Origin of the sequence: Hydrocarboniphaga sp. (genome assembly GCF_965279055.1) — a bacterium.
In the GTDB taxonomy this organism is placed as follows: Bacteria; Pseudomonadota; Gammaproteobacteria; order Nevskiales; family Nevskiaceae; genus Hydrocarboniphaga.
The window spans coordinates 759,702-776,508 of record NZ_OZ257125.1 but is presented as its reverse complement, the minus strand read 5'-3'; the positions used below and the strand labels follow the sequence as shown (position 1 = coordinate 776,508).

The following is a 16,807-nucleotide window of genomic DNA, read 5'->3' as shown; positions in this document are numbered from 1 at the left end:
GCTTACAGCGATGTCGGAGAGGTCCTGCAAGATCGGAAATAAAGACCCGATCCGCGACGCGCGCGGCTCATTTCTTCTGCGCGTCGCTGCCACGCCAGCGGCTCAAGGTCAGCGCGTTGGCGACGACGCTGACACTGCTGAGGGCCATCGCGGCGCCGGCGATCACCGGGCTGAGCAGGCCGAGCGCGGCCAGCGGGATGCCGGCGAGGTTGTAGGCGAAGGCCCAGCCGAGGTTCTGGCGGATCTTGCGCGAGGTGCGTTGGGCGATGTCGATGGCATCGGCAACCAGGCGCGGATCGCCGCGCATCAGCGTGATCGCGGCCGAGCTGATCGCGATGTCGCTGCCGGTGGCCATCGCGATGCCGACATCGGCGGCGGCCAGTGCCGGCGCGTCGTTGATGCCGTCGCCGATCATCAGCACGCATTGGTCGCGGGCTTTCAGCGATTCGACCCATGCCGCCTTGTCCGCCGGCAGCACTTCGGCGTAGACCTCGCCGATGCCGAGCTGGCGCGCGACGTGATGCGCGGCGCCGGCATTGTCGCCGCTCAGCAGCACGCAGCGCAGGCCGCGCTGCTGCAGGCTCGCGATCGCCACCGATGCTTCGGGCTTGAGTTCGTCGCCGAACGCGAGCAGGCCGAGCAGCTGCGGCCGCGGTGCGGTCTGCGCGAGATATGACACGCTGAGCCCGCGCTGCTGCAGCAGGCTCGCCGGCGCAGACAGCGCGGCGATGTCGACGCCGCTCTCCGCCATCAGCCGCACCGTGCCGAGCTGCAGCGTGCGCGCGCCGACCTGGCCCTCGATGCCGCGGCCCGGCAAGGCGCGCTGCGCGGTCGCGTCCTCGGGGCTCAGCCCGCGCTCGCGCGCCGACTCGAGCACCGCGCGCGCCAGCGGATGTTCGCTGCCGCGTTGCAGTGCCGCGGCATCGGCGAGCACGGCGCGCTCGTCCGCGCTTCCGACAGTCTGTACCGCAATCAAACGAGGACGGCCCAGGGTCAGCGTGCCGGTCTTGTCGAATACGGCGATGCTGGCGCGCTGCAGCAGCTCCAGCGCTTCGGCGTCCTTGATCAGGATGCCGCGGCGCGCGGCAGCGCCGGTGCCGGCCATCATCGCGGTCGGCGTCGCCAGGCCGAGCGCGCAGGGGCAGGCGATCACCAGCACCGCGACCGCGTTGATCAGCGCCGGTTCCCAGTCGCCCGTGGTGAATCCCCAGGCGAGCAGCGTGATCGCCGCGACCAGCACGATCACCGGTACGAACACTTCGCTGACCTTGTCGACCAGTTGCTGTATCGGCGCCTTGCCGGCCTGTGCCGATTCGACCAGCCGCACGATGCGTGCGAGCGTGGTTTCCGCGCCGATCGCCAGCGTGCGCACGCGCAGCAGGCCGGCGCCGTTGATCGCACCGCCGGTGACCTGATCGCCCGGCGCCTTGGCCACCGCCAGGCTCTCGCCGGTCAGCAGCGACTCGTCGACTTCGCTATGCCCTTCCAGCACCCGTGCGTCGACCGGCACGCGCTCGCCGGGACGGATCACGACGACGTCGCCGACGCGCACCTGCGCCAGCGGCGTGTCGATCGGCTCGCCGCTGGCGCCGACTACGCGCGCGGTTTCCGGACGCAGCGCCTGCAGCGCGCGGATCGCGTCGCCGGTGCGGCGCTTGGCGCGCGCTTCGAGATATTTGCCGAGCAGCACCAGCGTGATCACCGCCGACGAGGCCTCGAAGTACAGCACCGCGTGCGCGCCATGCCGCATCAACTCGTACACCGACAGCCCGTACGCGGCCGACGTGCCGAGCGCGACCAGCAGATCCATGTTGCCGGCGCGGTTGCGCAGCGCGACCCAGGCGGCGCGATAGAAACGCGCGCCGAGAACGAACTGCACCGGCGTCGCCAGCAGAAACTGCAGCATGCCCGACACTCTCAGGTGCAGGCCCAGCGGCATCAGCAGCATCGGCAGCAGCAGCGGCAGGCTCAGCGCCGCGCCGAGCGCCAACGCACTCCACGCCGGCCAGCGCGACTCGGGCGGCGCCGGCGTCTGCAGCGTACGCGCCTGGTAGCCGGCGTCGACGATCGCGGCGATCAGCGTCTCGGCGCTGGCCTGGCCGCTGATCGTCGCGCGCTCGGTCGCCAGGTTGACGCTGGCCTGGGCGACGCCCGGCACGCGCCGCAACGCACGCTCGACGCGTGCCGAGCAGGATGCGCAGGTCATGCCGGTCACGGCGAGATCGATGCGGTTTGCCGGCGCCGGAATGGACGGATTCATCGGTGAAAGATAAACCTTCCGCCCGCCGAAGGGTGCAGACTGTGCGCCGCCATCCACCGAACAGGAGCGCCAGATGCTGGAACTACAGATCAAGGGCATGACCTGCGGCCATTGCGTGCGCGCGGTGACGCGTGCGGTGCAGGGCCTCGATCCCGCCGCGAAGGTCGACATCGACCTGGCCAGCGGCCGCGCCAGGATTGAAACCGCGCAGCCGGCCGACCGCGTCGCCGCTGCGATTCGCGAAGAAGGCTACGCGGTCGGCGTCGCCTAGTTTTTTTGCCCGGAGTCAGCGCCATGGCCAGCAAACCACCGCCGCCCGAAGACGGCGCCTACACCGACTTCGCCAAGGCGATGAACTACGGCGACTACCTGCAGCTCGACACCTTGCTGTCGGCGCAGAAGCCGCTCAGCGACAAGGACGACGAGCTGCTGTTCATCGTCATCCACCAGTCCACCGAGTTGTGGATGAAGCTGGTGCTGCACGAGCTGGATCTGGCCGTGGCCAGCGTGCGCGCCGACCGGCTGCAGCCGGCGCTGAAAAACCTGGCGCGGGTCGGCCGCATCCAGGAGCAGATGATCCAGTCCTGGAACGTGCTGTCGACGATGACGCCGGCCGAGTATTCCGGCTTTCGCGATGCGCTGGGGCGCTCGTCCGGCTTTCAGTCGTTCCAGAACCGGCGCATCGAATTCCTGCTCGGCAACAAGCAGGACGCGATGATCGCGCCGCATCGTCACGACGATGCGCTGAGCGCCAGGCTCGACGCCGCGCTGGCCGCGCCCAGCCTGTACGACGAGGCGATCGCGCTGCTCGCGCGCCGCGGTTTTGCGATCGACGCGGCGCTGCTGACGCGCGACTTCCGCGAGCCGCACCTGAGCAACGACAGCGTGCGCGCGGCCTGGCTGAGCATCTACCGCGATCCGCAGCAGTACTGGGATCTGTATCAGCTCGCCGAGAAACTGGTCGACGTCGACGACTGGTTCCAGCAATGGCGCTTTCGCCACATGACCACGGTGCGCCGCATCATCGGCTTCAAGCGCGGCACCGGCGGCACGGCTGGCGTCGGCTATCTGAAAAAAGCCGTCGACATCACGCTGTTCCCGGAACTCTGGGACTTGCGCACCGAGCTTTGAAGCTCAGCGCTGGTCCGGCGCGATCCACTTGTCGATCACCGGCGCCTGATACGCGGCCAGCCGCGCCAGCAGCGCAGCGGGATCGCGTTCCACCAGCAGCATGTCGCGGATCCTGGGCTTCAGCAGCTGCTGGTCCACGACCTGATCGAGGAACGCGATCAGGCCGTCGTAGAAGCCGTTGACGTTGAGCAGAGAGCAGGGCTTGGCGTGATCGCCGAGCTGCGCCCAGGTCCAGATCTCGAACAGCTCCTCGAACGTGCCGATGCCGCCGGGCATCGCGATGAAGCCGTCGGACAGCTCGGCCATCAGCGCCTTGCGCTCGTGCATCGAGCCGACCACGCGCAGCTCGCTCAAGCCCCGGTGCGCCAGCTCGCGCGCGAACAGCGAGCGTGGCAGCACACCGATGACTTCGCCGCCCGCGGCCAGCGCGGCATCGGCGACCGCGCCCATCAGCCCGACCGAGGCGCCGCCGTAGACCAGCGCCACGCCTTCATCCGCAATCGCGCGGCCCAGCGCGCGCGCGGCTTCGGCAAACGCCGGATCGCGGCCGATGCTGGAGCCGCAGAACACGCATAGCCGCCGCAGTGTCGCCATTTATTTTCCTGTCGCCCCTGGGCGAATCGCGATCGCCGAAGCTTTGCATATAACCCATGCCGCCTTCTGTTCCCAGCTTGGGCACTGGCCGCGCAGCCGCAGGGCAGCGCCACGCGATACCGTCTGAGCGCGGGTGCGACGGCGCGCCGGCTTGCCTGTTCAACAGTTGTATTTATACAATATTTGTATGAATGCAACTATTGATGCGTCGCCCACCCCGGCACGGCCGCTGCGGCCCAACCTGGTCCTGGCGATCTGCTGCCTGAGCCTGCTGATGGTTTCGATGGACGCCACCATCGTCAACGTCGCGCTTCCCTCGATCCGCCGCGATCTGGTCGCGTCGATCCCCGATCTGCAGTGGGTGATCGATGCCTACACCCTGGTCGTCGCCAGCCTGCTGATGCTCGCCGGATCGATGGCCGATCGCTACGGCCGGCGCCGCATTTTCCAGGCCGGCATGAGCCTGTTCATGCTCGGCTCGCTGCTGTGCAGCCTGGCCGCCGACATCCATAGCCTGATTGCGTTCCGGGTGGTGCAGGCACTGGGCGCGACGATGCTCAACCCGGTAGCCATGTCGATCATCGCCAACACTTTCGTCGAGCCCAAAGCGCGCGCGCGCGCGATCGGTTTCTGGGGTGCGGTGGCCGGCATTTCGATGGCGTTGGGCCCGCTGGTCGGCGGCGCGCTGACCCAGAGCATCGGCTGGCGCTCGATCTTCTGGATCAACCTGCCGATCGGTGCCGCCGCGATCGCGCTGGCCGCGGTCTACATCCCCGAATCGAAAGCGCCGCGCGCACGGCGTGTAGATCCTATCGGCCAGGTGCTGGTGTTCACCGCGCTGGCCTCGCTGATCTACGCGGTGATCGAAGGCCCGCGCATGCAGTGGGACTCGGCCGCGATCATCGGCCTGTTCGCGACCTCGCTGGCCGCGGTGATCGCGCTGCTGATCTACGAGCCGCGCCGCGTCGACGCGCTGATCGATCCGCGCTTCTTCCGCAGCCTGCCTTTCAGCAGCGCCGCGGTCATCGCGATCTGCAGCTTCGCGGCTTTCGGCGGCTTCCTGTTTCTGAATGCGCTGTATCTGCAGCAGGTGCGCGGGCTGTCGGCGTTCCACAGCGGCCTCTATACCTTGCCGCTGGCGCTGGCGACGCTGATCTGCTCGCCGCTGTCCGGGCGACTGGTGGGTTCTTACGGCACCCGGCCGTCGCTGCTGATCGCCGGTGCGGCCATCGCGCTGAGCGCCTTCATGCTCACTCATCTGCACGCAGACTCGGATTTCTGGACGCTGATGCTGGCCTACGTGATCTTCGGCATCGGCTTCGGCGCGGTGAATGCGCCGATCACGACGACCGCCGTTTCCGGCATGCCCAAGGCACAGGCCGGTGTCGCGGCCGCGATCGCATCCACCAGCCGACAGGTCGGCGCATCGCTGGGCGTGGCGCTGGCCGGCACCATTGCCGGCACGCAGGCCGCGGCCGGCAGCAGTTTTGCCGAGGCGACGCATGCGTTCTGGTGGTGCATCACCGGCGCGGGCATCGTGGTCTTCGCACTCGGCCTGTTTTCCACCAGCGGCTGGGCACGCGAGAGCGCGCGGCGCGCGGCGCATCTGCTGGAAGAGGCGACGCCGGCCAAATGAAAGCACGCGCCAAATCCGGCACCGCCGCCGACCGCATCTGGCAGCTGCTGGTAGCGCTGGTCATGGACAGCCGCGGCGACTGGCGGCGCAAGGTCAGCGAACTCACCGGCATGCCGTTCAGCCGCTGGCGCGCGCTCAAGCGCCTGGTCGACGCGCCCTTGACCCTGCGCGAACTGGCCGAGCTGATGAACACCGACGCACCGGCCACCACCGTCGCGGTCAACGATCTGGAGCAGCGCGGCCTGGTCGAGCGCCGTCCGCATCCGGACAATGCGCGCGCCAAACTGGTGTCGATCACCGCGGCCGGCCGGCGCGTCATGGACAGCACGCGCAGCATTGCCGACCATGCACCGGCTGCGATTTCCGAGCTGCCCGCAGCCGATCTGGCCGAGCTGGAGCGGATACTCGCCGCAATCGCGACTCACTCCGAAAAATAGTGTCCCGGATATTCCAAAGCATGCGCATCGGCATCGACCTCGGCGGCACCAAGATCGAGGGCGTGGTCATGGCGCCCGACTCGCAGCTGATCGCGAAGCGTCGCGTCGCGACGCCGCGGGGCGACTACGCGGCGACGCTGGCGGCGGTCGCGCAAGTTGTTGCCGATCTGGAAACCGAAGTCGCTGCGCGCGGCCTGCCGGTCGGCGTCGCCCATCCCGGTGCGCTATCGCAGGCGAGCGGTAGGTTGAAGAACTCGAACTCGACCTGCCTCAACGATCAGCCGCTGCAAGCGGATCTGGAACGCGCGCTGCAGCGAGAAGTGCGCATGGCCAACGACGCCAATTGCCTGGCCTTGTCCGAAGCCGTGGACGGTGCCGCGGCCGGTGCGTCCAGCGTGTTCGCGGCGATACTCGGCACCGGCGCCGGCGCCGGCGTCGTCATCAACGGCGCGCTGCTGCAAGGCGCAAATTCGATCGCCGGCGAATGGGGCCACAACGGCTTGCCACGGCCGAAGCCGGAATGGAACGAGACACCCGGCCCGGCCTGCTGGTGCGGCCGCCATGGCTGCATCGAAACCTGGCTGTCGGGCCCGGCGCTGGCCGACGACCACGCGCGCAACGGCGGCGAGCGCATCAGCGGCGAGACCATCGTCGCGCTGGCCGAGGCCGGCGACGCACGCGCGTCCGCGAGCCTGTCGCGCTACGAGGATAGGCTGGCGCGCTCGCTGTCGCAGGTGATCAATCTGCTCGACCCGGACGTGATCGTGCTCGGCGGCGGGCTGTCGCGGATCGAGCGCCTGTATCGGCATGTACCGGCGCTGTGGGACGAGGGCATTTTCTCCGACACCATCGCGACGCGGCTGCTGCCGGCGCTGCATGGCGACAGCAGCGGCGTACGCGGCGCGGCGCGCTTGTGGCCGGCAGGCTGAACCGCTTCTGAACCCGGCTGCGGGGGCGGCGGGGCCTTCGGTACACTGCAGGCCTTCCTGGTCCACGGGCTGGCCTCATGGCGCCTCCGCTGAAGTACTTCCTGATCATCCTCGGCCTGTTCGTGCTGGCCGTCGTCGGCGCGCTCACTGCCGCGGTGATGACCTTCGATCCGAACGACTACCGCACGCGCATCGCGACCATCGTTCACGACAAGACCGGCCGCGATCTGAAGATCGGCGACATCAAACTGACGGTGTTTCCGTGGCTCAAGGTCGCGTTGAAGGATGTCAGCCTGAGCAATGCCGCCGGCTTCGGCGATGCGCCGTTCGCGCAGGTCGGTGAAGCCAAGGTCGGCGTGCAGCTGCTGCCGCTGCTGCGCGATCGCAAGATCACCGTCGATGGCGTGCAGCTCGACGGCCTGGCACTGAACCTGGCCAAGAACGCCGACGGCAGGACCAACTGGGAAGACCTGGCGAAGAAGGCCAGCGAGCCCGAGAAACCCGAAGAGCCGAAGCAGCCGTCGAGCTTCAAGCTCGAGGACATCGACATCGGCGGCATCGACATCAAGGACGCGGCGATCAGCTATCGCGACGATGTCACGCACCAGAGCTACCAGGTCAGCGACTTTGATCTGAAGACCGGCGCGCTGAAGCCGGGCAAGGCCTTCGATATCGAAACCTCGATCAAGGCACTGCTCGCCGCGCAGAAACTCGACACCGAAATCAAACTGTCGGCGCATGTCGATCCCGACCTGAAAACCCAGGATCTGAAGCTCGACGACCTGAAGCTGGAAGTCAGCGCGAAGAACCCCGAACAGCAGGCCACGATCAAGCTCGACGGCGCGATCAAAGGCAATCTCGACACGCTGCTGTTCGAGAGCAGTGGTTTGAAAATCGCGGCGACCGGCAAGAACGCGACGATCGACGGCAAGGCCGATATCAAGGCCAACGTGAAGGCCGACATCAAAGCCAAGCGCTATGAAATCGGTGGACTGAATCTGGACGCGAGCGCCAGCGGCAAGGCGCTGCCCGGCGGCAGCCAGAGCCTGCAGCTGAGCGGCGACGTGATCGTCGACCAGGGCAGTGGCAAAGGCGAGGCTCGCGGCATCGTCGTGAAAGCCGGCGGACTGGAAGCAGCGACGACGCTGGCGATCAGCGGCCTCGACGGCGATACGCCGCGCTACAGCGGCCCGCTGACGGTGAAGCCGTTCAATGCGCGCGATCTGCTGGCCAAGTTCTCGGCGACGCCGCTGAACACCAGCGACCCGAAAGCACTGACCGAAGTCAGCTTCAAGGCGCAGATCGAAGGCACGTCCAAGAGCGTCAAGCTCAGCGATCTGCTGCTGAAGCTCGACCAGACCACCATGAGCGGCACGCTGAACCTGCGCGACTTCGCCACGTCCGCGGTCAGCTTCGCGCTGAAGGCCGACGTGCTCGACGCCGACCGCTACATGGCGCCGCGTCCGGCGACGCCGAAAGAGAAAGTCGAGAAGGTCAAGAGCAGCGATCTCAACAACACCGAAATCCCGGTGGATGCGCTGGCCAAGCTCGACATCGACGGCACGCTCGACGTCGCCAAACTCACGCTACGCGGACTCAAATTGTCAGACGTGAGACTGACACTCGCGGGCCCTAAGGGCGCCGCCAAGACCGCCAGCCTCAACGGCCGGCTCTATGGCGGCAGCTTCACCAGCAGCACGCGCATCGCACCCGGCGCGCGCCCCGGTTTCGCATTCAAGACCAGCCTGCAGACCTTGCAGCTCGGGCCGTTCCTGAAAGACCTCAGCGGCAACGACAAGGTCGACGGCATCGGCACGATCGATCTGGATCTGACCTCGGCCGGCAAGACCGTCGGCGACGTGCGCAAGGCGCTCAACGGCACGGTGGCGCTGAACTTCAAGAACGGCGCGGTGAAAGGCTTCAATCTCGGCGAGATGCTGCGTCGCGGCCAGGCGATGATCCGCGGCCAGACTTACACGCCAAGCGGCGAACCGCCGCAGACCGATTTCGCGTCCATCGATTTCAGCGGCCAGATCGTCAACGGCATCCTGAAATCGGACACGCTAGACGCGCGCAATCCGCTGCTGCGTGTCGGCGGCGCGGGCAGCATCGATCTGGTCAACGAAACCTTCGACTACACCGCCAAGCCGACCATCGTCGAGACCAGCAAGGGCCAGGGCGGCCGCGGCCTGGAAGACCTCGGCGGCGTCACTGTGCCGGTGCATCTGACCGGCACGTTCACCGACCCCAAGTACAAGGTGCAGATCGCCGACGCGGTGCGCGCGCGCGCCAAGGAAGAGGTCAAGCAGCAGCTCATCGAGCACAAGGAAGAGCTGAAGCAGAAACTCAACGAGCGCCTCGGTCCGGCGCTCGACAGCCTGTTCGGCAAGAAGAAGCAGAAGCAACAGCAACAGAACGACGAGCAGCAGAGTGCGCCGACCACGCCTTGAGCTGCGCCTCAATCCGTCATTCCCGCGCAGGCGGGAATCCAGTCTCGCAGTTGGCAGCGCCGTGAGGTTTCTGGATTCCCGCCTGCGCGGGAATGACGGCCTGGCATGGGCGCTGTTGCTGGCCGCGCTGCTGTCGCCGGCTACCGCCCAGGCCGTCGTCGTCGACCGCCTCGAAGTCACGCAGCACGGCGATCGCTACCGAGTGGAGATGAAAGTGCAGCTCGAGGCCTCGGCCGATTCCGCCTACGCGGTGTTCGCCGACTACGACAACCTGCCGCGCATCAACACCGCCGTGAAGAAAGCCGCGGTGCTGCCGGAAACCACGTCGCCCGATGTGTCACGGCTGCAGACGCAGGTGCGCATGTGCTTCTCGTTTTTCTGCAAGACGCTGGACCAGGTGCAGGACATGCGGCGCATGCCGGAAAGCCCGGGCGGAAGGCTCAGCGCGAAGGTCATCGCCGAACGCAGCGACCTGCGCTACGGCGAAGCCAGCTGGCGTCTCAGCAGCGGCGCGACCGCCGCGCAAAGCCAGCTGGAATTCACCGCGGAGCTCGAGCCCAAGTTCTGGATTCCGCCGCTGATCGGCCCCTGGGTGATGCAACGCAAGCTGCGCCAGGAGGCGATCCAGACCTCGGAAGGCATCGAGCGCCTGGCGCGCGACAGCATCGCGCACGCGGCGCCATGAGTCGCGCAAAGAAATCGCGCATCGCGCCCGTGGCTGCCCCTCTCCCGCAAGCGGGAGAGGGTGGCGCGACAGCGCCGGGAGAGGGCGACGACAGCAGCAGATTTTCAGACCGCCTGCTCGCCTGGTTCGATCTCCACGGCCGTCACGATCTGCCCTGGCAACACCCTCGCGAGCCTTACCGCGTGTGGCTGTCGGAAGTGATGCTGCAGCAAACGCAGGTGACCACGGTCATCCCCTACTTCGAGCGCTTTCTGGCGCGTTTCCCGACGGTGCAGGCGCTGGCCACGGCGCCGATCGACGACGTGCTGCAGCTCTGGGCCGGCCTGGGCTACTACGCCCGCGCGCGCAACCTGCACCGCTGCGCGCAGGTCGTCGTCGAGCTGCACCAGGGCCAGTGGCCGCGCGACATCGACCAGATGATCGCGCTGCCCGGCATCGGCCGCTCGACCGCGGCGGCGATCCTGGCGCAGGCTTTCGGCGACCGTCACGCGATCCTCGACGGCAACGTCAAACGCCTGATGTCGCGCCACGCCGCGGTCGCTGGCTGGCCCGGCCTGCCGGCGGTACAGCAGAAGCTGTGGAATTACGCCGAGCGGCTCTTGCCGGACGCGCGCCTGGCCGACTACACGCAAGCCTGCATGGACCTCGGCAACCAGATCTGCGTATCGCGGCGGCCGCTGTGCGCGGTGTGCCCGGTGAGCGCCGATTGCAGCGCGCGGCTGCAGGATCGCGTCGCCGAGCTGCCCGCATCCAAGCCCAAGCGGGAGCGCCCGCAGCGCAGCGCCTGGCTGCTGCTGATCGAGAACGACGCGCGCGAGCTGCTGCTGGAACGGCGCCCGCCCAGCGGCATCTGGGGCGGCCTGTGGTGCCCGCCAGTGGTGCCGGCCGATCAGGACTGGCGCGACGAGCTGGCGACGCGCTACGGCCTGCGCGCGGAGTTGCTCGAACAGCTGGCGCCGGTCGAGCACGGCTTCACGCACTACGACCTGAGCTTGCAGCCGCTGCGCCTGCGCGCCTCGGCGGCCGGCGTCGCTCAGGCCAGCGAAACCGCGTGGACTACAATGGCCGACCCCAGCACCCTGCCCGGCCTGCCGGCGCCGGTGCGCAAGATCCTAGACGCGGCGTATTTCGCCCCGAAAAAAGCACAACAGAACCTATGGCCAGAACCGTCCACTGCGTGAAACTCGGCGTCGATGCCGAAGGCCTCGACCGCGCACCCTACCCCGGCGCGCTCGGCGTGCGCCTCTACGACAACGTCTCCAAGGCCGCCTGGGCCGAATGGCTGCAGCACCAGACGCGGCTGATCAACGAGTACCGCCTGGCGCTGTCCGACGTCGAGGCGCGCAAGTTCCTGGCCAAGGAGATGGAGAAATACTTCTTCGGCGGCGGCGATCTTGCGCAAACTTCCTACGTCCCGCCGCCGGCCCCGCCCAGCAGTTGACGACAGCCGGCCGCGCGGCTCTAATACGCGGCCTTCGCGCCCCGATGTTCCTCCGGCGCCGAGGTTTCCGGTACCCAGTTGGCCGAATAGCTCAGTTGGTAGAGCAGGGGATTGAAAATCCCCGTGTCGGCGGTTCGATTCCGTCTTCGGCCACCATTTCTCGTTCAGAACGTTATCTGCCACTTTTTGATCGGCAGTTTGCGTGATTTTCTGAGATTTAACGATTTTGGCAGGATGGGGCAGCAACGCCCGCCGACTCCTGCCGCTGTCACTCAGTGTCTGGCTCATCGGGCGACAGCGACATCTGCGCTCGGACCGGCTCAAGATCGCAAGCGCAGCCGACGAGATCATCAGCGGACCAAATCCTGATTGGACAGGGCCCGCGAGACCGGGAGGTGCTTCCTAAGCTCGGAACCTCGGTCGGGTCGAGCTTCCAAATGGCCGCCCCACTCATACAGACATTGCGCCGAGCCGGGCGGCCAGGCGAGCAATCTTTACCGCCTGGATTAGACCCGCTCCAAAATCGTGGTGATGCCCTGGCCGCCGCCGATGCATTGCGTCGCCAGCGCGTAGCGTCCACCGTGTCGCGCCAGTAACTGGGCTGCCTTGCCCACGATGCGGGCACCGGTCGCGCCTGCTGGATGCCCCAGAGCGATCGCGCCGCCATCCAGATTGACACGAGCAAGATCAATATCGAGTTCGCGAAGGCAGGCGAGTGCCTGGCTGGCGAAAGCTTCATTGATTTCGACGACGTCAATGTCGCCTGCTTTCAAGCCGGCGCGCGCCAGCGCTTTCTGCGTGGCAGGCATCGGGCCCATTCCCATGATTTCTGGAGCACAGCCCGCGACTGCGGAGGCAATAACACGCGCCAGGACAGGCAGGCCATGCTTACCTGCGAATGCCTCCGAGCAGACCAGCACAGCCGCTGCGCCATCGGTCAACGGAGACGAAGTGCCAGCGGTGACCGAGCCCTGCGGATCGAATGCCGGCTTGAGCTTGGCCAGGTCCTCCAGCGTCGTCTGCGGGCGCAGGCAACCATCGGCCTCGACAATGCCCGCCGTCGTCGGCATCGCGACCAATTCATCGGCGAAGCTGCCAGCCGCCTGCGCAGCAGCAGCTTTCTGTTGGGACGACAGCGCGAACGCATCCTGGTCAGCACGCGAAACCTTGTACTGTGCGGCGACGTTTTCGGCAGTGCGGCCCATCGCGATATAGGCATCGACTGTGATTTCCGCATCCGGCTGCGCGTCGGACATAAAGCGCGGGTTGGGCGATGGCGTGAAGCCGCCCATCGGGATACGCGTCATCGACTCGGTGCCTGCACAGATAAAAGCGTCGCCCATGCCGGCAGCGATCTGGCCGACCGCGTAGTGCACCCCGGTCATCGACGAGCCGCAGGCGCGGCTGAACGTAGCGCCGCCCAGAGTGTTGGGTAGCCCGGCGAGCAAGGTTGCGATGCGTGCGATATTGCGGCTCTGCTCACCTTCCGGATAGCCGCAACCCATCAGCACATCTTCGAACAGCGTCGGATCGACGCCGCTGCGATCGACCAGCGCACGCAGCACCACCGCCGCCATGTCGTCAGGCCGCGTATCGATCAGGCGGCCCTTGCGTGAAATGTGGAAAGGTGTGCGGACGAATCCGGCGATTACGGCTTGGTTCATGACGGCACTCTCAAACGGGCTGAACGGCATTCCGCGATACAGGAATGGCAGGGCGCGACGAAGGTCCGCCTGCCGTCATAATATCGTATTGTTGCCTACTAATGTGCGTTTGAGCAAAGCGAGATTACAGCTTGCCTTCCAGCTCCGGCACCGCGGTGAACAGATCGGCGACGAGGCCGTAGTCGGCGATCTCGAAGATCGGCGCCTCGGCATCCTTGTTGATCGCCACGATCGTGCGCGCGTCCTTGATACCGGCCAGGTGCTGGATCGCACCCGAGATGCCGGCGGCGATGTACAGCTCCGGCGCGATGATCTTGCCGGTCTGGCCGACCTGCAGATCGTTCGGCACGTAGCCCGAGTCAACGGCCGCGCGGGATGCACCGACCGCCGCGCCCATCTTGTCGGCGAGGCTGTAGATGATCTTGAACGCGTCGCTGGAGCCCGACGCGCAGCCGAGTGCAGCAGGGCTTTCGTCAGCGCCTTACAAGTATGTATACCTACTATGCATTTGAGTAGCCCGAACGCGGCTACGCAATCAACGCTTCTTGAAGCGAGCCAAGCGCGCACCGCGCATCAGCGTGCGGCCGGAGCAGTCATCCTGGATCATCGCGCACTCGCGAAAAGTCATATTGCTGTTCAAGCAAATGCTGACTTCACTGAGCTCGTTGTCGACACAATGCAACGCAACTCCCATGGCGGGAAGGCCAGGGTTGGCGTCGAGAAACTGCTGGCGTATTTCCTCAGCCTGAAAATATTGCCGCTGTTCCAGCTGCTGGTAGGCCTCGGGCACGCTGACCCGCCGGCTCACGTAATCGAATTTCATCGCGTACTGATCGAAAGGCACCTCGACGCAGCCGCCCTCCTTGCGCCAGCGCGTGATCAGCTCTTTGCGATTGCCCACCAGCGGCATCAGCCGCGTTACCTGGGACTCCGTCAGCCCCTTGGCGGGCTGACAGTCGACGACGGCGTAGGCCTTCTCGGCGACGAGCGCGCGTGGCGTGAAATAATTAATGTCAGCACATTGAGGCTGATTCTTTTCACCCGGATGTTCCTCGCAATACTGCGGCGACCAGGCCATCACATAAGTCCAAGGCTGGGTCAATGCTGCACTGGCCGTCGGCGCCGAAAACATCGCGATCACCCACAGCGCCGGCAGTCTCACCCGGCGCACCAAGTTCGTGGTGCTATTCATCTGCTCTCCTCCATGTCGCGGCACCGGATGGTGGAGGCGCGATCAAGCGCGCCTCCGACTCCAGTGCATCTTTATGTCCCTCGCCGCCTAGGATGCTATCAGCGCGACGTAACGGCTCGCAGCTTATTTCTTGGCCGGTGCGCTACGCGCTTGCAGCGTCCATAGACGAGCCAGATTCTTGGACCCGTCGGTGCCCTGCACGCCTGCGAAGGTCTTTTCTGCCAGATCTTTTTTGCCGGCCAGCAGATAAGCGTAGCCAAAATGCAGTTTGGCCTGATCAATGGATTTCAGACCGCCTTTCTTGAGGCCCTGATCCATCAACGGAATGCCCTTGGCGTAATCGCCGTAGGCCACCAGATTGAAGCCGGTACTGACCAAAGCGTCGCCAGTAGGCTGGGCCGCTGCGGCTTTCTCGCCCTCGGCGAGAGTGGCCTTATCTTCCGCAAGCTTCCTGGCGATCAGATCCTTCAGCCGCTGATGGCGGCTCGCGTCGGGACCGGTGCCCAGTGCCTTGGCTTTGTAGCCATCGTCAAGGAACTTTTGCGCCTCACCGGGAAAGCCCGCCTGTAAGGCCAACTGTGAGGCCTCCATGAAGTCGTTGGGCTTTTCCAAAGTGCCCGTCGCACTGCGCAGGCGATACACATCCAGCGCCAGATTCTGCGAAAAGCCAGGGCGCTGAGCGGTGCGCAGGATCAAGTCAAGCCAGTAGTCCTTCTTCGGGCTGTAGGTGACCAGCTTTTCCAACGAAGCGGTGTAGGCCACCATGTCGTTCTGCTTCAAGGCGCAGCTTGCGAGCAGTTGCAACTGCGTATCGGTCGGGCGCTTGCCCGCCGCCTCTAGTGCGTTGATCTGACTGGTCAGCTCGGCGCCAGCTTCCTTGTATTTGCCAGCCAGGTACAGCGACTGAGCATACAGCCCGAGTGTTTCCGCGCTGGTGCCGCCGGCCGCCTTGTACTTGGCGATGCCTTCGGAAGTTTTGACGTAGTCTTTCGATGCATAAGCGATTTTCACATAGGCATCGAGCGTCGGTAGCTTTTCAGCGGCCGGTAGTTCGGGGGAAGCGAGCACCGTCTCATAGCCCGACAGAGCGCTCTTATAGTCATTTAGACCAATCGCCGCGGATGCCTTCAGCCGCGCGAGAATGTAGCTCTCATACGGCGTCAGCTTGCCGATCGCTTCGGCCTTCCCGATCTGGTTCTTCGCTTCGGCGTACTGCTTGGTTTGCAGCGCTTTTTGGGCTTCCTGCAGCGGCGCGCCGACTTCCGGACGCACGGTCGGCTTGTCGGCTGCAAAGCTCTGCGCGCCGATCAGCATCAGCAAGGCGCCGGAGGCGAGACGGAAGGTTTTCGAGGTCTGGTTGTGCATGGAGTCCTGCTGCTTGCCTACTGCATGAATTGTTCGTTACCGACGAGACCGATCTTGGTCACGCCGTGACGCTGCGCCGAGGCCAGGACCGCGGCGACGTACTTGTACTCGACCAGCTTGTTCGGGCGGATATGGAATTCGCTCTGGTTTTCTCCCGCTTCGCCTTCGCGGCGGAAGTTCGCGTCCAGCGTGCCGCGGTCCATCGGCGTGCCGTTCCACAGCACCGTGCCGTCGAAGTCGATCTCCAGGTCCACCGCCGGCGGCGGCGGGGCGTCGCTCGCCGGCGGGTTCGCCGATGGCATGTCCAGCTTCACCGCATGCGTCTGGATCGGGATCGTGATGATCAGCATCACCAGCAGCACCAGCATCACGTCGATCAGCGGCGTGGTGTTGACGTCGACCACGACTTCCGGATCACCGGAGCCGCTGCCGCTTCCTAGGTTCATTCCCATCGTCTGCGTCCTCGTCTTTTGAACCCCTCTCCCCTTGTGGGAGAGGGGCTGGGGAGAGGGGTTGTTCCGGTGCAGGACACAACCCCTCTCCCGGCGCTGCGCGCCACCCTCTCCCTCAAGGGGAGAGGGGTTTCTGTTATCCGCGCGGCGGCGGTTCGGTGATGAAGCCGATCTTGGCGATGCCCGCTCGCTGGCAGGTGACCATCACCGTGCCGATCGCCTGGTAGCGCGCGGTCTGGTCGCCGCGGATGTGCACTTCCGGCTGTGGCACTTTCACCGCCTCGACCTTGAGCTTTTCAAGGAGGGTGTTCACGTCCGGGATCGCCTGCGTGTTCCAGTACATGTTCCCTTCCTTGTCCACCACGATGGTGATGTTCTCGGGCTTGGTCTGCAGCGCCTGGTTGCGTTCGTTCGGCAGCTTCACCGGGATCGTCTGCGTCACCACCGGGATCGTGATCAGGAAGATGATCAGCAGCACCAGCATCACGTCCACCAGCGGCGTGGTGTTGATCGCGGAGACGACTTCGTCTTCGTCTCCCGATCCTTCACTGCCGATGTTCATGCCCATCGG

General features: G+C 65.8%; 16 protein-coding genes, 1 tRNA gene and 1 pseudogene. 10 read left to right on the top strand and 8 right to left on the bottom strand.

Annotated elements, in window-relative coordinates:
- Nucleotides 1-67: 67 nt before the first annotated feature.
- On the bottom strand, nucleotides 68-2,260 hold the full coding sequence (locus tag ACQZF9_RS03660) for a heavy metal translocating P-type ATPase (protein ID WP_428311913.1): 2,193 nt from the start codon (nucleotides 2,258-2,260) through the stop codon (nucleotides 68-70).
- 73 nt (nucleotides 2,261-2,333) lie between these two features.
- Between ACQZF9_RS03660 and ACQZF9_RS03655 the strand changes: the two genes are divergently transcribed.
- Nucleotides 2,334-2,531, top strand: coding sequence for a heavy-metal-associated domain-containing protein (locus tag ACQZF9_RS03655; RefSeq protein WP_428311912.1), 198 nt, complete (start codon nucleotides 2,334-2,336; stop codon nucleotides 2,529-2,531).
- Between the two features lie 23 nt (nucleotides 2,532-2,554).
- Nucleotides 2,555-3,391: a tryptophan 2,3-dioxygenase gene (gene kynA / locus ACQZF9_RS03650; protein ID WP_428311911.1), complete on the top strand. Its 837-nt coding sequence runs from the start codon at nucleotides 2,555-2,557 to the stop codon at nucleotides 3,389-3,391.
- Between the two features lie 3 nt (nucleotides 3,392-3,394).
- On the opposite strand, the gene ACQZF9_RS03645 is transcribed toward kynA, so the two are convergent.
- Nucleotides 3,395-3,985, bottom strand: coding sequence for a TIGR00730 family Rossman fold protein (locus ACQZF9_RS03645; protein WP_428311910.1), 591 nt, complete (start codon nucleotides 3,983-3,985; stop codon nucleotides 3,395-3,397).
- Nucleotides 3,986-4,172: 187 nt separating this feature from the next.
- On the opposite strand from ACQZF9_RS03645, the gene ACQZF9_RS03640 reads away from it, so the two are divergent.
- The 8 genes from ACQZF9_RS03640 to ACQZF9_RS03605 all read left to right on the top strand — a co-directional run bounded on the left by ACQZF9_RS03640 (nucleotide 4,173) and on the right by ACQZF9_RS03605 (nucleotide 11,719).
- Nucleotides 4,173-5,621, top strand: a complete 1,449-nt coding sequence (locus ACQZF9_RS03640; protein WP_428311909.1) for a DHA2 family efflux MFS transporter permease subunit — start codon at nucleotides 4,173-4,175, stop codon at nucleotides 5,619-5,621.
- Nucleotides 5,618-6,058, top strand: a complete 441-nt coding sequence (locus ACQZF9_RS03635) for a MarR family winged helix-turn-helix transcriptional regulator (RefSeq protein ID WP_428311908.1) — start codon at nucleotides 5,618-5,620, stop codon at nucleotides 6,056-6,058. The genes ACQZF9_RS03640 and ACQZF9_RS03635 overlap by 4 nt, the downstream gene beginning before the upstream one ends.
- 20 nt (nucleotides 6,059-6,078) lie before the next feature.
- Entirely contained in the window at nucleotides 6,079-6,987 is a 909-nt protein-coding gene (locus ACQZF9_RS03630) for an ROK family protein (protein WP_428311907.1), read from the top strand.
- A gap of 77 nt (nucleotides 6,988-7,064) precedes the next feature.
- Nucleotides 7,065-9,437 carry an AsmA family protein gene (locus ACQZF9_RS03625; RefSeq protein WP_428311906.1) on the top strand — a complete coding sequence of 791 codons (2,373 nt, stop codon included), beginning with the start codon at nucleotides 7,065-7,067 and terminating at the stop codon, nucleotides 9,435-9,437.
- 61 nt (nucleotides 9,438-9,498) lie between these two features.
- Nucleotides 9,499-10,122: an SRPBCC family protein gene (locus ACQZF9_RS03620; RefSeq protein WP_428311905.1), complete on the top strand. Its 624-nt coding sequence runs from the start codon at nucleotides 9,499-9,501 to the stop codon at nucleotides 10,120-10,122.
- A gap of 29 nt (nucleotides 10,123-10,151) precedes the next feature.
- Nucleotides 10,152-11,303, top strand: a complete 1,152-nt coding sequence (gene mutY, locus ACQZF9_RS03615; RefSeq protein ID WP_428311904.1) for an A/G-specific adenine glycosylase — start codon at nucleotides 10,152-10,154, stop codon at nucleotides 11,301-11,303.
- Nucleotides 11,279-11,563: an oxidative damage protection protein gene (locus ACQZF9_RS03610; protein ID WP_428311903.1), complete on the top strand. Its 285-nt coding sequence runs from the start codon at nucleotides 11,279-11,281 to the stop codon at nucleotides 11,561-11,563. Before mutY ends, ACQZF9_RS03610 begins: the two co-directional genes overlap by 25 nt.
- An 80-nt stretch (nucleotides 11,564-11,643) precedes the next feature.
- Nucleotides 11,644-11,719 (top strand) — tRNA-Phe (locus ACQZF9_RS03605).
- A 350-nt stretch (nucleotides 11,720-12,069) separates the two neighbouring features.
- Here the strand turns inward: ACQZF9_RS03605 and ACQZF9_RS03600 are convergent.
- From ACQZF9_RS03600 to ACQZF9_RS03575, 6 genes and pseudogenes are all read right to left on the bottom strand, one after another.
- Complete coding sequence (locus ACQZF9_RS03600) at nucleotides 12,070-13,227, bottom strand: thiolase family protein (RefSeq protein ID WP_428311902.1); 1,158 nt, start codon at nucleotides 13,225-13,227, stop codon at nucleotides 12,070-12,072.
- 124 nt (nucleotides 13,228-13,351) lie between these two features.
- Nucleotides 13,352-13,663, bottom strand: a pseudogene (locus ACQZF9_RS03595) (FAD-binding protein); the annotation flags it as partial.
- Between the two features lie 99 nt (nucleotides 13,664-13,762).
- Nucleotides 13,763-14,419: a hypothetical protein gene (locus tag ACQZF9_RS03590; RefSeq protein WP_428311901.1), complete on the bottom strand. Its 657-nt coding sequence runs from the start codon at nucleotides 14,417-14,419 to the stop codon at nucleotides 13,763-13,765.
- A gap of 123 nt (nucleotides 14,420-14,542) precedes the next feature.
- Entirely contained in the window at nucleotides 14,543-15,784 is a 1,242-nt protein-coding gene (locus ACQZF9_RS03585) for a hypothetical protein (RefSeq protein ID WP_428311900.1), read from the bottom strand.
- Between the two features lie 17 nt (nucleotides 15,785-15,801).
- Nucleotides 15,802-16,236, bottom strand: coding sequence for an ExbD/TolR family protein (locus ACQZF9_RS03580; protein ID WP_428310398.1), 435 nt, complete (start codon nucleotides 16,234-16,236; stop codon nucleotides 15,802-15,804).
- A 136-nt stretch (nucleotides 16,237-16,372) separates the two neighbouring features.
- On the bottom strand, nucleotides 16,373-16,804 hold the full coding sequence (locus ACQZF9_RS03575; protein ID WP_428310399.1) for an ExbD/TolR family protein: 432 nt from the start codon (nucleotides 16,802-16,804) through the stop codon (nucleotides 16,373-16,375).
- Nucleotides 16,805-16,807 lie beyond the last annotated feature (3 nt).

Coding starts and splice junctions, on each gene's coding strand:
- ACQZF9_RS03580 (WP_428310398.1), bottom strand. CDS start 16,236: ATGGGAATGAACCTAGGAAGCGGCAGCGGCTCCGGTGATCCGGAAGTC.
- ACQZF9_RS03640 (WP_428311909.1), top strand. CDS start 4,173: ATGAATGCAACTATTGATGCGTCGCCCACCCCGGCACGGCCGCTGCGG.
- ACQZF9_RS03575 (WP_428310399.1), bottom strand. CDS start 16,804: ATGGGCATGAACATCGGCAGTGAAGGATCGGGAGACGAAGACGAAGTC.
- kynA (WP_428311911.1), top strand. CDS start 2,555: ATGGCCAGCAAACCACCGCCGCCCGAAGACGGCGCCTACACCGACTTC.
- ACQZF9_RS03645 (WP_428311910.1), bottom strand. CDS start 3,985: ATGGCGACACTGCGGCGGCTATGCGTGTTCTGCGGCTCCAGCATCGGC.
- ACQZF9_RS03635 (WP_428311908.1), top strand. CDS start 5,618: ATGAAAGCACGCGCCAAATCCGGCACCGCCGCCGACCGCATCTGGCAG.
- ACQZF9_RS03610 (WP_428311903.1), top strand. CDS start 11,279: ATGGCCAGAACCGTCCACTGCGTGAAACTCGGCGTCGATGCCGAAGGC.
- ACQZF9_RS03600 (WP_428311902.1), bottom strand. CDS start 13,227: ATGAACCAAGCCGTAATCGCCGGATTCGTCCGCACACCTTTCCACATT.
- ACQZF9_RS03585 (WP_428311900.1), bottom strand. CDS start 15,784: ATGCACAACCAGACCTCGAAAACCTTCCGTCTCGCCTCCGGCGCCTTG.
- ACQZF9_RS03660 (WP_428311913.1), bottom strand. CDS start 2,260: ATGAATCCGTCCATTCCGGCGCCGGCAAACCGCATCGATCTCGCCGTG.
- ACQZF9_RS03655 (WP_428311912.1), top strand. CDS start 2,334: ATGCTGGAACTACAGATCAAGGGCATGACCTGCGGCCATTGCGTGCGC.
- ACQZF9_RS03590 (WP_428311901.1), bottom strand. CDS start 14,419: ATGAATAGCACCACGAACTTGGTGCGCCGGGTGAGACTGCCGGCGCTG.
- ACQZF9_RS03625 (WP_428311906.1), top strand. CDS start 7,065: ATGGCGCCTCCGCTGAAGTACTTCCTGATCATCCTCGGCCTGTTCGTG.
- ACQZF9_RS03630 (WP_428311907.1), top strand. CDS start 6,079: ATGCGCATCGGCATCGACCTCGGCGGCACCAAGATCGAGGGCGTGGTC.